Source organism: Pseudomonas sp. SDT291_1_S447 (genome assembly GCF_054070155.1).
Map to the genome: position 1 here is coordinate 1 of NZ_JBSVXS010000026.1, position 13,807 is coordinate 13,807.

The following is a 13,807-nucleotide window of genomic DNA, read 5'->3' on the forward strand; positions in this document are numbered from 1 at the left end:
TGCATTCCCCTGTGGGAGCGAGCTTGCTCGCGAAGGCGCCAGTCCAGACACCCGCGCATCAACAGAGACAGCACAAGATGAACACCCTCAGCGCCCTCGGCCCGAATACCCCGCGCATCGCCCTGATCGGCGAATGCATGATCGAACTGCAGCACCGCGCCGACGGCAGCCTGCAGCAAAGCTTCGGCGGCGACACCCTGAACACCGCGGTGTACCTGTCCCGCGCCATGGGCGACAAGGCGCAGGTTGATTACGTCACCGCGCTGGGCGATGACAGCTTCAGCGACGCCATGTGCCAGATCTGGACCAGCGAAGGCATCGGCCTCGATCTCGTCCAGCGTCTGCCCGGGCGTTTGCCGGGCCTGTATTGCATCCAGACCGACGCCAACGGTGAGCGGCGTTTCCTTTATTGGCGCAACGAAGCGGCGGTTCGCGACTGTTTCACCACCCCGGCCGCCGCGCCGATTCTGGCCGCGTTGCCGGATTACGATGTGCTGTATTTCAGTGGCATTACTCTGGCGGTGCTCGGTGCGCTGGGGCGTGAACGCTTGATCCAGACCCTGGTCGAAGCGCGCCAGCGTGATGCGCGGATCGTTTTCGACAACAACTATCGGCCACGCCTGTGGACCTCGGTGGAAGCCGCGCGGGCCGCTTATCGCAGCGTTCTGCCGTACGTTGATCTGGCGTTGCTGACGGTGGATGACGAACAGGCGCTGTTCGGTTTCGCCGATTGCGAGGCGGTGTTTGCCGCTTATGCGCAATTCGGCACGCCGGAAGTGGTGCTCAAGCGCGGGGCCGAGGCGTGTCTGATTCGCTGTGATGGTGAGTCATTCGAAGTGCCGGCGCAGAAGGTTGAAACGGTAGTGGACACCACAGCGGCGGGGGATTCGTTCAGTGCGGCGTATCTGGCCAGTCGATTGATGGGCGGCAGTCCGGCGGAGGCGGCAGAGGCCGGGCATCTACTGGCCAGCAAGGTGATTCAAGTACCGGGTGCATTGATTCCGAAGTAAACGTTAAGTGTCCGCTAGGTGTGCATTCCATACAGCGAATGCACAGCGTATTTAATACCGCAGAGGGGATGATATTTATTTGGTCCTCAACACAGAGATCCTGGGGCTTGTGAGCACGGTCAGCCTTTCAGGATGGTTGATTTCCAGCAAGCCCCTAAGAAACGCACCTCGCCAGCAACGCGCTCCCCCCGACTTCTTCAAGATTCGCAACTCTGTACTGATCAGTTTTTGAAGGGCCACGTCGGTATTTTTTTCCTCGGCTCTGATCGCTAATTCACTTCGATAATTTAAGGTGACAAATCGATAGGCTTTATCCAGAACATTCATTTTTATATGGAGTTTGATTCTGTTGTTCTCTGCTGCCGAAAATGCACTCTCGTTATATCCCAAGTGAAATTTTATGGTTCGGCGAATTATCTGGAATCGCGTGACAAGCTCAAGACGAGAGAGAATAGACCCATCAAAAATTGGATGGATGAATTTCTCGGCAACACCGTATACATGACGATTCCCTCGCTTGCTATTACAGTCCACGCAGGAGGGGACAAGGTTGTGACTGAAGATCGAAAACTCAGGGAATGGTGTCTTTGGCAAATAATGCTCTACCGTTCCCAGTGCGGTGTTACCACACATCGGGCATGAACTTGCAACGTGGACCTTTATTTTTGCTATCCAGTGCAATCCATACATTTTTGCAGCATTCTCGTACAGTGAGTGTAGACAGGAAATCTCACTCTTGCTCAAACCCAACGGGCTCATGTACGGGCTGCCTTTGGTGCGCTTGTACTCGTCGTAGGCATTGGAGATTTTATGGTAGGCACTTGTCAAGGCCCCATAGCTTTCACTTACCTGAGACAGGCTCCAGTCATCCTTGGCTGTATATTGTTTATAGCTGTTCATATCTAATCGTGCCTGTCGGCGTTCTCCATACGATCATTTATTTCAATCAGCATATTTAAGTTGAAGATGTCGCTATAGCTTTCGAGAACTTGTTCAAACGATAGATCCGAATCTGCCAATTGCTGCGTTATTTTTCTGTGGTAAGCGTTTGCTGTGCTGTCACCGAACACAGTTGTGGATATTTCAGAAACGCTGGCACCCAGGGTGTTCAGATACGGTGATCGGCTGACAACGACGTCATGTTCCCGCTGGAGTACATGGACGCAATGTTTGGGTAATTCTCTCACCACATAGGCAGAGTGAGTGGCTATTACTGCCACTGAACCTGTTGCTGTCAAGATGTTGTACAGCAACATCATATAATCGCTGACGAGATTCGGATGAAGATAAGTTTCAGGCTCATCTATGATCAATAAGGAGCCATAGCTGGCATGAGTCAAAAAGTGCAGGGCGAATCGAAACATTGCTCTCTGGCCACTACTGAGGGCTATCGGCAGAGTGCGTGCTGATGAAAAAATTGCGGGAGGGCGGTTTGAGTCTACGGTGCCGTAGATGTCCAGACTGTTTTGCTCTCCACTGATCTTGCTGATGTAACACCACCGGTCTCCTAGTTCATCAATAAAATAATGCTCTTGGGGGCATTCTTTTGTAACTGGAATAGCCAGGCGGTCCATCGGAATCAGATTTTCCAAACTCGTGCGGAGAATCTCCCACGCCCGCTGAGAAAACTCGGTGCTTGCATCTCTCAAAATATTCAAGAGCAAATGTGCCAAGCTTTCACCGTATAAGCTTGACGAGTTTTGATCGGCCGAGTTGAAAATATGGTATTCGAAAGATGAAGGCTCGCCTGGTAATGGCAATGTCGTTGACATGTCCGAACAATAAGCAATGACCCGATTGAAGTAAAATCCATCGGGAAGATCAATGCGTCGATCTGCACGCTCTATCGGGCTGTTCGAAGGGTAACGCAATTTAGGTTTTGGCGAGTTTTTGTTCAACTCGCCGCAGCGTTGTGCAATCGACCCGATCATGCCAGAGAGTACTTGAGTTTTTCCGACTCCGTTAACGCCAATCAGGCAGTGGATTCTATCTTGAAAAAATATATGATTTTTATACTCGAAAGCTAAACGCAGGAACTCATTCGTTCCCGGTAACAGCATGGAAAAGGAAAAATCGGTACGGGCATCTCCGCAGTTTTCTGCAACATAAGAGTTTTCATACCCTCGGGCGAGAGATAGGTAGGCGCTTGTGGCTCTAAGGATGCCTTGGCGAATTGGTTCAAGGGCAGCAATATCATGTAGTTGAGTCTGAGTGATCAGCTTGAGGTGTTTAGCGGCTGACAACTCGTTCAATGCTTTCAAAAGTTCGGTGTAATCAGGCTCATCAAGACGTGAAGCCAATTCCTTATATGTAGCAGGCTTGCGGAGTAGACTTAAGTAATTGGTGAGTTCCCCTTGCGGGGCTTTTGACAGTTCATTAAAAATGGTTCCTTGCTCGTTCCACGGAACCAGATACAAATCAAAATCGATTGACTCGGACTTATACTGAATGTTTGCTACGGCGTGATAGTTAAACCAAAAATCGTTCCAGGTAGGGTTGCGTAATGTGACTATTAAAGTTCTTCTAAAGTTTGCTAACTGCTTGGGCAGGGTGATCGTCCATTGCATACCAAAACTCCTTGGTGTGGTGGCTACATGCTATCACTGGACGGTTTTCGGGTCATTGCTTTTTAAGATACAGGTGCCAGAGCCGCTTGACTGAGGTCAAGTAAGCGTAATGACGCGCCCTTGGTTCCGAGGGGAGGCGGAAGATCCGGTAGGGCTAGTAACAGAAACGCAATTACCGCCTCGATATCACCTGGAGCCTGTATTCAATCGCGGTAAAACACCTGCACCAGGTGATACCCGAACTTGCTCTTGATCGGCCCATGCACCGTGCGCAGCGGCTTTTTGAAAATCACCGCGTCGATCGCACCAACCATCTGCCCCGGCCGCACTTCACCCAGATCGCCGCCGCGCTTGCCGGACGGGCAGGTCGAAAATTTCTTGGCCAACACGTCAAACGCTTCACCCTTGGCGATGCGTTGTTTGAGCTGTTCGGCCTCTTCGGCGGTTTTCACCAGAATGTGGCGGGCTTGGGCTTTCATCGTGCGGTACCTGATAACGGGGTGACGGCGGGGCGCGGATTATGCCTCAAGTCACGGGGTTTGGCTGATCATCGTGCGGATCTTGCTGGCCAGAAGCTCAATCGAAAACGGTTTGGCCACCATGTCCATGCCATCCTCCAGGAAGCCCTGACGCTCGGCGGCGTTCTGCGCATACCCGGTCATGAACAGCACTTTGAGGGTCGGCCGATGCTGGCGGGCGATCTCTGCCAGTTGCCGACCATTCATGCCCGGCAGGCCAACGTCGGTGACCAGCAGATCCACGCGCAAATCCGACTCCAGCAGCGGTAGGGCGGTCTTGGCGTCTTCCGCTTCATGAGCCAGGTAACCCAGGCTCTTCAACAGATCGGTGACCAGCATGCGCACCGCCGGGTCATCCTCGACCACCACCACGGTTTCACCTGTTGCAGTGGGCGACGTCTGCTCGATCGGCTCGACATACGGGCATTCAGGCTCGATGCCATGTAAACGCGGCAAGTACAGGCGCACGCAAGTGCCCTGGCCCGGCAAACTGTCGAGGCTGACATGGCCGCCGGATTGCTGGGCAAAACCATAAATCATCGACAACCCGAGGCCCGTGCCCTGGCCGATGGGTTTGGTGGTGAAAAACGGATCGAAGGCCTTGGAGCGCACCGAAGGCGTCATGCCAGTGCCGTTGTCGCTGACCGCCAACATCAAGTAGTCGCCAGCCTTGACCGGTTCAAGCGTCGTAAGGTCACTGCCATCGAGGTAGACATTGGCCGTTTCGATCAGCAGCTCACCGCCCTCGGGCATGGCGTCGCGGGCGTTGATCACCAGATTGAGCAGGGCATTTTCCAGTTGGCTGACATCGGTGCTGACCGGCCACACGTCTTCGGCCAGACGCAAGGTGAGTTCGATCGGATCGCCCTTGGTGCGACGGATCAGGTCCTCCAACGAATGGATCAGCTCGTTGACGTTCAGGGTCTTGCGATCCAGCGACTGGCGCCGCGAAAACGCCAGTAAACGGTGGGTGAGGGCTGCTGCACGGTTGGCCGAGGACACCGCTGCTTCGGTGAAACGGCCGATCTCGTCGGCCCGACCATTTGCGATATAGCGCTGCATCAGGTCGAGGCTTCCGATGATCCCAGTGAGCATGTTGTTGAAGTCATGGGCGATGCCGCCAGTGAGCTGGCCGACTGCTTCCATCTTCTGCGCATGGCGCAACGCATCTTCGGCGCGCTCACGCTCGAACATCTCGTTCTGCAAACGTTGATTGGCCTGCGCCAGTTGATCCGTGCGGGCGCTGACCCGCTCCTCAAGGGTTTCATTGAGATTGCGCAGTGCTTCTTCGGTCTTTTTGCGTTCGGTTTCGTCGATCACGAAAATGTAGAAACCGTTGACCGCCCCATCGGGGCCGTGACGCGGCAAGTAGTTCATCAGTGCATGCCGGGCGCTGCCGTCACGGTGATGGGTATAGAGGCTGAACGAACAGGGGCGGCCGGCCAGCGCTTCGGCGATATACGCTGCGCGCAGAAAATAGGCCTCTTCGCCGATCACTTCGCGAATTGTGCGGCCGTACAACTCCTGCGGAGTCAGCCCGTACCAGTCGAGATACGCCGCGTTGTTCAGGCGAAAACGTTCCTCGTGGTCGACGTAACTGATCAGGATCGGCATGGCGTTGATGATCAACTGCAGCTCGGTCTGGCTCTGGCGCAATGCCTGTTCGGTGTGTTTGCGTTCGGTCAGATCCAGTGCAGCACCGAGGAAACGCACCGGGCGGCCATGGTGATCCTTGTAGCAGCGCCCGCGGGCAAACACCCAGCGCTGTTCGCCACCGGGCAGCAACAAGCGGTATTCCTCCGCATATTCAGTGCCGTGAGTGATGCAATGCTTGATGCTGCGGGCGACCAGCGCGCGGTCTTCGGGATGCACGCCTTGCAGGTAATCACTGATGGGCAATTGCGCGGCGCGCGTCGGATCAATGCCGTGCAACTGGGCGAAATGGGCGTCGGCAATGAAGCGATCTTCGCCGATGTCCCAGTCCCAAGTGCCGACTGCATCAGTTGCGGCAAGCGCCAGTTGCAGGCGCTCTTCGGTTTCGCGCTGGGCCTTGAGGCTGTCATCGGAGCGTTGTTGCAGTTCCAGCGCGATGCGCCGGCGCTCGTTGGTTTCGATGGCGGTCACCAGAATCCCGGCCACTTGCGCGCTCTCATCGCGGATCGGACTGTAAGTCAGATCAAGCCAGAAATCCGATTCCTTGCCCTCACGCTGCAAGGTGAAACGCCGCTCACTGTAGGTGCGCACCTGGCCTTGTAGGACGGCGCTGTAAATTGGGTCAGTGAAGTCTCGAAGTTCTGGCCATATCTGGTGCGCAGGTTGTCCGAAAGCGTGCGGATGCTTGCTCCCGGCGAGCAGGGCAAAGCCGTTGTTGTAGATCTGCGTCAGCTCCGCGCCCCACAGCAGCAGCATCGGCATCGGCGAGTGAATCACGATGTCCACCGCGGTTCGCAAACTCTGCGGCCAGGTGCCAGACGCGCCCAACGGAGTACGACTCCAATCCGTTCGGGCGATCATTACTTGGGCATCGTCAGTGGTCGGTACAGCATTCATTACATCAGTCCTGAGCGTCAGTCGGTGAGACGGCGTCTACTATCCTAGTTCGGTAGACGCGGTTTGGCCTCGTGCGTCACGGCGCGGCCCCTCTCTGTTCATTGCAAGCTTCACGGGTGCTTTTTGTCATGGAAATCGACGCACTGCTTAAACAACTGGCAAGCCGGCACGGTTCGGATCTGTTTCTGTCCACGGGCGCGCCACCCAGTGCAAGGTTCGACGGCGTGCTTGCGCCGCTAAGCGAGCAACCCTTCAAACCCGGCGAGGTGGCGACTGTCGCCGCCTCACTGATGGACGCCGAGCAGCGCCGGGAGTTCGACCGGGATCTGGAAATGAACCTGGCGATCTCGCGTACCGGGATTGGCCGCTTCCGGGTCAACATTTTCAAACAGCGCAACGATGTGTCGATCGTGATCCGTAACGTCAAACTCGACATCCCGCGCTTCGAAGACCTGAAACTGCCGCCGGTGTTGCTTGAAACCGTGATGCTCAAACAGGGCCTGATCCTGTTTGTCGGTGCCACCGATTCGGGCAAATCGACCTCGCTGGCGGCATTGATCGACCACCGCAACCGCCATAGTAGCGGGCACATCGTCACCATTGAAGACCCGATCGAGTACATCCATCGGCATCAACGCTCAATCATCAACCAGCGAGAAGTCGGCGTCGACACCCGCAGTTTTCACGCCGCATTGAAGAACACCCTGCGCCAGGCGCCGGACGTGGTGCTGATCGGCGAAATTCGTGACCGCGAAACCATGGAACATGCGCTGGCGTTTGCCGAGACCGGGCATCTGGTGCTTTCAACGCTGCATGCAAACAATGCCAACCAAGCGCTGGACCGGATCACCAACATGTTCACCGAAGAGCGTCGCCCGCAGTTGTTGCACGCGCTGGGCAATAACCTGAGAGCCTTTGTCTCACAACGGTTGGTGCGCACGCTGGACGGACAGCGCAGGGCCGCGGTCGAGGTCATGCTGGGTACACCGACAGTGACGGATCTGATTTGTCGAAACGAATTCTCCGAGTTGAAGGGCATCATGGAGAAGTCTGCCGAGCTCGGTATGCAGACGTTTGATGCCGCACTGTTTGTGTTGGTGGTGGAGAAAGTGATCAGTGAGGAAGAGGCGCTCAAACATGCGGACTCGGTAAACAACCTGCGGTTGCGTTTGAAATTGCATGACGATGCCGGCCCCGGGTTGCCGCCATCCTCCTCGGGTGAGTGGGGATTGATGGACTAGAGGATCAACAGCTCAATTCGTTTCTGTTGCGAAATTGTTCTAACGCTTGCGGGTTGGCCAGTGCATCGGTGTTCTTCACCGGTTCCCCGTGCACCACGTTTCTCACGGCAAGTTCCACGACCTTGCCGCTGATGGTGCGCGGGATATCCGTAACCGCGACGATCTTCGCCGGCACATGACGTGGCGTGGTGTTGGCGCGGATCACCTGGCGAATCTGCTCCTGCAGGGGGGCATCCAGTTCAACGCCATCCTGCAAGCGCACAAACAACACCACTCGCACGTCATCCTGCCATTGCTGCCCGATGGCCACGCTGTCGAGCACCTGCGGGACTTTCTCTACCTGTCGATAAATCTCCGCCGTGCCGATGCGCACGCCTCCCGGGTTGAGCACTGCATCGGAGCGACCGTGGATCAGCATTGCGCCATGGGGCAACTGTTCAGCGTAATCGCCCTGCGCCCAGACACCGGGGAACAGGCTGAAATAGGATTTTCGCAGCTTTTCGCCATCAGCATCGTTCCATAGCCCGATCGGCATCGCCGGAAAATGCCGGGTGCAGACCAGTTCGCCTTTCTCGCCGACCACCGCCTGGCCGGCGTCATTCCACACTTCAACGGCCATGCCCAGACTCTTGCCCATGATTTCACCGCGACGTACCGTCGACAGCGGATTGCTGTTGACGAAGCACGAGACGATATCGGTGCCACCGGACATCGAGGCCAGGCAGACATCGGACTTGATGTCGCGGTAGACGAAATCGTAACTCTGCGGCGACAAGGCAGAGCCGGTGCACAGCAGGGTTTTCAAACTGCCCAGATCATGAGTTTCGCGGGGTTTGCTGCCACTGCTTTCCAGGGTGGCAAGGAACTTGGGACTGGTGCCAAACACGCTGATGCGCTCGTCGTCGATCAAATCCAGCAAGCGATCATTGGCGGGATGAAACGGCGAACCGTCGTACAGCACCACGGCGCTGCCGACCGCGAGCGCCGAGACCAGCCAGTTCCACATCATCCAGCCGCAGGTGGTGTAGTAAAACAGGCGATCAGCGGCGCCGAGGTCAACGTGCAGCCCGTGTTCCTTGACGTGCTGCAGTAGCACGCCGCCGCTGCTGTGGACGATGCATTTCGGCACACCGGTGGTGCCGCTGGAATACAGCACGTACAGCGGATGATTGAATGGCACCGGTACGAAACGCGGTGCTTCGCCGGGTTGGTAGAAATCATCCCAGAGCGTGACGTTGGCCTGCGTCCGGTAATCCTCGCAGCGGGCTTGTGCACGGGCATACGGCACGATGATCAGCTGTTGCAGCGACGGCAGTTGCGCAAGGATTTCGTTGAGCTTGGTGGTTTGATCGATTTCTTTGCCGGCATAGCGGTAACCGGCGCATGTGATCAACACCTTCGGTTCGATCTGGCCGAAGCGGTCGATGACGCCGTGGGTGCCGAAGTCCGGTGAAGAACACGACCAGATTGCGCCGAGGCTGGTGGTTGCGAGCATCGCCACCAGCGTTTGCCAGGTGTTGGGCATGCACGCAGCCACCCGGTCGCCGAGGCCAACGCCGGCGGCTTGCAGGCTGGCTTGAAAACCGCCGACGTGCTCTGCGAGTTCGGCCCAGGTCAGTTGCTCACGCTGGCCATTTTCAGCCAGGGCCACCACCGCTACGGCGTCATCGCGACGGCGCAACAGATGCTCGGCGAAATTCACGGTTGCGCCGGGAAACCATTCGGCGCCGGGCATTGAAGGGCCTTCGCGCAGCACGGCATCTGGCGGGTTATGGAAACGAATATCGAAGAAATCGACGATGGCCTGCCAGAACGCTGCGCGCTGATCGATACTCCATTGGTGCAGGGCAGGGTAGTCATCAAGGTCCAGCGAATGGCGCTGATTGACGAAGCGTCGGAACGCATCCATGCGTGATCGGGCGATACGATTGGCGTCGGGTTGCCAGAGGATGTCGGACATTGCGTGCCTCTAGTTATCTGATTCATGCACACAGTCTGTGTGCCAAAGACCCATCTGTGCCGAGGGCGAATTATTGCGCCAGCCAGCCACCATCGATATTCCACGCTGCCCCACGAACCTGACTGCCAGCCTCGCTGCACAAAAATAATACCAACTCGCCCAGATGCTGCGGTGTGACGAACTCCAGCGAAGGTTGTTTCTCGGCCAGCAGATCATGCTGCGCCTGCTGTGGATCGACACCCTTGGCGGCGCGATCATCGATTTGTTTCTGTACCAGTGGCGTCAGCACCCAGCCCGGGCAGATCGCGTTGCAGGTGACGTTGCTGGTCGCGGTTTCCAGACCGACCACTTTGGTCAGACCGATTACGCCGTGCTTGGCGGCCACATAAGCTGCCTTACCCGTCGAGCCAACCTGACCATGCACCGAGGCGATATTGATGATCCTCCCCCAGCCTTTGGCGCGCATACCCGGCACGCTCAGGCGCGTGCTGTGAAACACCGAGGACAGATTGATGGCGATGATCGAATCCCAGCGCTCGACAGGGAACTCTTCCACGGCGGCGACATGCTGGATGCCGGCGTTGTTGACCAGAATGTCGACACCGCCGAACTCGCGCTCGGCGTAATTGATCATGTCGGCAATTTGCGCCGGGTCACTGACATCGGCCGGATGATGGCCGACTTTACCGCCGAATTGCCCGACCTCAGCGATGACTTTGGACGCATCACCAAAGCCGTTGAGAATCAGATTCGCCCCAGCCTTGGCCAGGCTCAGCGCGATGCCCAGACCGATGCCGCTGGTGGAACCGGTAACCAGTGCGGTCTTGCCGGAAAGAGTCGTCATGAATACCTCACACAATGCCAGTGGCGTAGAAAGTGCCGATCACTACGAAAACCGCCAGGGTCTTGATCAGCGTAATACAGAAAATGTCTTTATAGGCTTCACGGTGGGTCAGGCCGGTGACGGCCAGCAGGGTGATGACTGCGCCGTTGTGCGGCAGGGTGTCCATGCCGCCGCTGGCCATCGCGGCTACGCGGTGCAGCACTTCCAGCGGAATGTTCGCCGCGTGGGCCGCACTGATGAACTGCTCGGACATCGCCGCCAGCGCAATGCTCATGCCGCCCGATGCGGACCCGGTGATGCCAGCGAGCAGGGTCACGGTGATGGCTTCGTTGACCAGCGGATTGGGGATTTGCTTGAGCCAGTCCGCCAGCACCAGAAAGCCTGGCAGTGAGGCGATCACTGCGCCGAAGCCGTATTCCGATGCAGTGTTCATCGCCGCCAGCAATGCTCCGCTGACCGCGCTTTTGCTGCCTTCGGCGAGCTTGCTGCGAATCGCCTGAAAGCCGAACGCCAGCACCATCAGAATGCCCACCAGCAAAGCCGCTTGCACCGCCCAGATCGCCGTCAGTTTGGCTATTTCGGTGGTGACTGGCGTGCTCATGCCCGGCAAAGCGAGGCTGTGGGTCTTGCCGTACCACTGTGGAATCCATTGGGTGAACAGCAGGTTCATGATGCCCACCGCCAGCAGCGGTGACAGGGCAATCCACGGGTTTGGCAGCTTCAGGTCCTCAGCGGTTTCCGGCTCGTTGCGCAACTCGGTGCCATAACCCTCACCCGCGCGCATCGCCTTGTTGCGCTGACGCTGCAAAAACAGCATGCCGGCGCAGAACACGAAGATCGTACCGATCACACCGAGCCACGGCGCCGCCCACGCGGTGGTATTGAAGAACGTGCTGGGGATGATGTTCTGGATCTGCGGCGTGCCGGGCAGGGCGTCCATGGTGAACGAAAACGCGCCAAGGGCGATGGTGGCCGGGATCAGACGCTTGGGAATATTGCTCTGACGGAACATCTCGGCAGCAAACGGATAGACCGCAAACACAACGACGAACAGCGATACGCCGCCGTAGGTGAGCAGGGCACAGACCAGCACGATCACCAGCATTGCCTGTTTGGTGCCGAGCAAGCGGATGGCGGCGGCAACGATCGAGCGGGAGAAACCCGACAGTTCGATCAACTTGCCGAATACCGCACCGAGCAGGAATACAGGGAAATACAGTTTGATGAAACCGACCATTTTCTCCATGAACACCCCGGTGAACGCAGGGGCGACGGCGGAAGGGTCGGTGAGCAGGACTGCGCCGAGGGCGGCAATCGGTGCGAAGAGGATAACGCTGTAGCCACGGTAGGCAGCCAGCATCAGCAGCGTAAGGGCTGCCAAGGCAATGATCACACTCATGGTGTGTCTCTCCAGAATTGTTATTTTTGTGGGTGGAACGGGTGTGGGAGAGGCGTTAGCGAGATCTGTGCCAGTTATCTAACACGTTGAAATATAAAGATAATGTCGTGCAAGTAGGGCAGGTTTCAGAGTTTTTGTCTCACTATGGAGACGGCATTAAGCAGAAAAGATCGCAGCCTTCGGCAGCTCCTACAGTGCGGACCCGATATTCCCCTGTAGAAGCTGCCGAAGGCTGCGATCTTTTGATCTTGACGAAGTTTCTAATTAATGAGATCCGCGTCTCTTTATAGAGACTCAAGCAATCCCCAGCGCCACCATCTTCTTGTACAGCGTCGACCGACCAAGCCCCAGCCGAGCAGCTGCTTCCGGTACATTTCCGTTGCATTGCGCGAGGGCAGACTGAATCAACTGCCGATCAAACCGCTCGCGTGCCTGGGCGAATGTTTCCTCTGGCACCACCTCAGCCAGTGGGCCAGAACCACGCTCGACCGGCGTCAACGTGCCAATCGCCGCACGAATATCCGGTTCAGTCAACATCAAGTCATCACTGAGCAACGCCGCTCGCTCCAGCACATTGCGCAGTTCGCGAATGTTCCCCGGCCACGCATGCTGACCCAGCAACGCCAGCGCATCACGGTGCAACTCATGCTGACTGCGCAGCTCTTCAAGGATCGCTTCGCTCAGCGCCGGCAGGTCATCAAGTCGTTCACGCAACGGCGGTACCTGGATCGGTAACACATTGAGGCGATAGTACAGATCGGCGCGAAACTCACCGCGCTTGATGGCTGCTTGCAGATCGGTCGACGTGGCGGCAATCACGCGAACGTCGCTCTGAATGACGTCATTGGAGCCCACGGGTTCGAACTCCTTTTCCTGCAACACACGCAGCAGTTTGCTTTGCAGTGGCAGCGGCATGTCGCCAATCTCGTCGAGAAACAATGTACCGCCCTGAGCGATTTGCAGCTTGCCGGTACGACCCTTGCGATCGGCACCGGTGAAGGCGCCCGGCGCGGTGCCGAAAAACTCGGCTTCCAGCAATGCCTCGGGAATCGCTGCGCTATTGATACTGACGAAAGCTTTGTGTGCCCGTGGCGACGCACTGTGGATGGCCTGGGCCAGCAGCTCCTTGCCGGTGCCGGTTTCACCGAGCAGCAAAACGGGTGATTCGGCGCTGGCGCTGCGCCGGGCGCGGCGTTTGACCTCGAGGCTGGCGGCACTGGTGCCGATGAAGTGGGCGAAGTTGTATTTGGTCTGCCGGGCCCGCAGCAGGGAGCGGGTTGAGGCCAGTTCTTCCTGCATGCTCAAGTAGCGTTTGAGCATCGGCGACAGCGTGCGCAACTCGTCGAACAGGGCAAAACCGATCGCGCCGATGACCGTGCCGGCGTCATCGTGGATCGGCAGGCGCATCACCACCAGTGGCTCTTTGGGTGTGTCTTGCATGTCCAGAAGAATGGGGCGGCCGGTGCGCACGACTTCGCGCAGCAAACTGCCGGGAATCACACTCTCGCAGGGTTTGCCGATTGCGCCGGCAGCCGATTCGAGACCGAAACGCCGGGCGTAACGTTCGTTCATCCAGACGATGTTGGCATCGCGGTCGACAATCACCGTGCCTTCGCTGGATTGCTCGATGATCTCGAACAGCGAACGGATCGCCAGGGTGCGCACCCGTTGGTAGTCCTTGAGGCTTTCGGTGGTGTTCATCTGACGGCTGATCCGGA

The 13,807-nt window shown here is 57.3% G+C and carries 10 protein-coding genes; 2 read left to right on the forward strand and 8 right to left on the reverse strand.

Annotation, left to right across the window (positions count from 1 at the left end; genetic code table 11):
- The first annotated feature begins 77 nt into the window (after nucleotides 1-77).
- Nucleotides 78-1,010, forward strand: a complete 933-nt coding sequence (locus ACW9IR_RS11475) for a sugar kinase (RefSeq protein WP_457463246.1) — start codon at nucleotides 78-80, stop codon at nucleotides 1,008-1,010.
- A gap of 75 nt (nucleotides 1,011-1,085) precedes the next feature.
- Here the strand turns inward: ACW9IR_RS11475 and ACW9IR_RS11480 are convergent, their stop codons facing one another.
- The 4 genes from ACW9IR_RS11480 to ACW9IR_RS11495 all read right to left on the reverse strand — a co-directional run bounded on the left by ACW9IR_RS11480 (nucleotide 1,086) and on the right by ACW9IR_RS11495 (nucleotide 6,645).
- The gene (locus ACW9IR_RS11480) at nucleotides 1,086-1,910 is read right to left on the reverse strand and encodes a hypothetical protein (protein WP_457463248.1); all 825 of its coding nucleotides are present in this window, start codon (nucleotides 1,908-1,910) and stop codon (nucleotides 1,086-1,088) included.
- A gap of 2 nt (nucleotides 1,911-1,912) precedes the next feature.
- Nucleotides 1,913-3,577 carry an AAA family ATPase gene (locus ACW9IR_RS11485; protein WP_457463250.1) on the reverse strand — a complete coding sequence of 555 codons (1,665 nt, stop codon included), beginning with the start codon at nucleotides 3,575-3,577 and terminating at the stop codon, nucleotides 1,913-1,915.
- Between the two features lie 203 nt (nucleotides 3,578-3,780).
- Nucleotides 3,781-4,056, reverse strand: a complete 276-nt coding sequence (locus ACW9IR_RS11490; RefSeq protein WP_007912322.1) for a peptidylprolyl isomerase — start codon at nucleotides 4,054-4,056, stop codon at nucleotides 3,781-3,783.
- A 51-nt stretch (nucleotides 4,057-4,107) separates the two neighbouring features.
- Nucleotides 4,108-6,645 carry a PAS domain-containing hybrid sensor histidine kinase/response regulator gene (locus tag ACW9IR_RS11495; RefSeq protein ID WP_150707017.1) on the reverse strand — a complete coding sequence of 846 codons (2,538 nt, stop codon included), beginning with the start codon at nucleotides 6,643-6,645 and terminating at the stop codon, nucleotides 4,108-4,110.
- 128 nt (nucleotides 6,646-6,773) lie between these two features.
- On the opposite strand from ACW9IR_RS11495, the gene ACW9IR_RS11500 reads away from it, so the two are divergent.
- Nucleotides 6,774-7,886 (forward strand): PilT/PilU family type 4a pilus ATPase, encoded by a 1,113-nt coding sequence (locus tag ACW9IR_RS11500; RefSeq protein ID WP_102901903.1) that lies wholly within the window; start codon nucleotides 6,774-6,776, stop codon nucleotides 7,884-7,886.
- A gap of 4 nt (nucleotides 7,887-7,890) precedes the next feature.
- Here ACW9IR_RS11500 and ACW9IR_RS11505 read toward each other — a convergent pair whose 3' ends face one another.
- The 4 genes from ACW9IR_RS11505 to ACW9IR_RS11520 all read right to left on the reverse strand — a co-directional run bounded on the left by ACW9IR_RS11505 (nucleotide 7,891) and on the right by ACW9IR_RS11520 (nucleotide 13,790).
- Nucleotides 7,891-9,846 (reverse strand): acetoacetate--CoA ligase, encoded by a 1,956-nt coding sequence (locus ACW9IR_RS11505; RefSeq protein ID WP_457463253.1) that lies wholly within the window; start codon nucleotides 9,844-9,846, stop codon nucleotides 7,891-7,893.
- Nucleotides 9,847-9,916: 70 nt separating this feature from the next.
- Nucleotides 9,917-10,690, reverse strand: coding sequence for a 3-hydroxybutyrate dehydrogenase (gene hbdH / locus ACW9IR_RS11510; protein ID WP_095120960.1), 774 nt, complete (start codon nucleotides 10,688-10,690; stop codon nucleotides 9,917-9,919).
- 7 nt (nucleotides 10,691-10,697) lie between these two features.
- Complete coding sequence (locus ACW9IR_RS11515; RefSeq protein WP_102901901.1) at nucleotides 10,698-12,089, reverse strand: GntP family permease; 1,392 nt, start codon at nucleotides 12,087-12,089, stop codon at nucleotides 10,698-10,700.
- A 294-nt stretch (nucleotides 12,090-12,383) separates the two neighbouring features.
- Nucleotides 12,384-13,790: a sigma-54 interaction domain-containing protein gene (locus ACW9IR_RS11520; RefSeq protein ID WP_457463256.1), complete on the reverse strand. Its 1,407-nt coding sequence runs from the start codon at nucleotides 13,788-13,790 to the stop codon at nucleotides 12,384-12,386.
- Between the last annotated feature and the right edge of the window lie 17 nt (nucleotides 13,791-13,807).

Excerpts from the sequence above, each read along its gene's own strand:
- ACW9IR_RS11475 (WP_457463246.1), top strand. The coding sequence starts at position 78 with ATGAACACCCTCAGCGCCCTCGGCCCGAATACCCCGCGCATCGCCCTG.
- ACW9IR_RS11480 (WP_457463248.1), bottom strand. The coding sequence starts at position 1,910 with ATGAACAGCTATAAACAATATACAGCCAAGGATGACTGGAGCCTGTCT.
- ACW9IR_RS11485 (WP_457463250.1), bottom strand. The coding sequence starts at position 3,577 with ATGCAATGGACGATCACCCTGCCCAAGCAGTTAGCAAACTTTAGAAGA.
- ACW9IR_RS11490 (WP_007912322.1), bottom strand. The coding sequence starts at position 4,056 with ATGAAAGCCCAAGCCCGCCACATTCTGGTGAAAACCGCCGAAGAGGCC.
- ACW9IR_RS11495 (WP_150707017.1), bottom strand. The coding sequence starts at position 6,645 with ATGAATGCTGTACCGACCACTGACGATGCCCAAGTAATGATCGCCCGA.
- ACW9IR_RS11500 (WP_102901903.1), top strand. The coding sequence starts at position 6,774 with ATGGAAATCGACGCACTGCTTAAACAACTGGCAAGCCGGCACGGTTCG.
- ACW9IR_RS11505 (WP_457463253.1), bottom strand. The coding sequence starts at position 9,846 with ATGTCCGACATCCTCTGGCAACCCGACGCCAATCGTATCGCCCGATCA.
- hbdH (WP_095120960.1), bottom strand. The coding sequence starts at position 10,690 with ATGACGACTCTTTCCGGCAAGACCGCACTGGTTACCGGTTCCACCAGC.
- ACW9IR_RS11515 (WP_102901901.1), bottom strand. The coding sequence starts at position 12,089 with ATGAGTGTGATCATTGCCTTGGCAGCCCTTACGCTGCTGATGCTGGCT.
- ACW9IR_RS11520 (WP_457463256.1), bottom strand. The coding sequence starts at position 13,790 with ATGAACACCACCGAAAGCCTCAAGGACTACCAACGGGTGCGCACCCTG.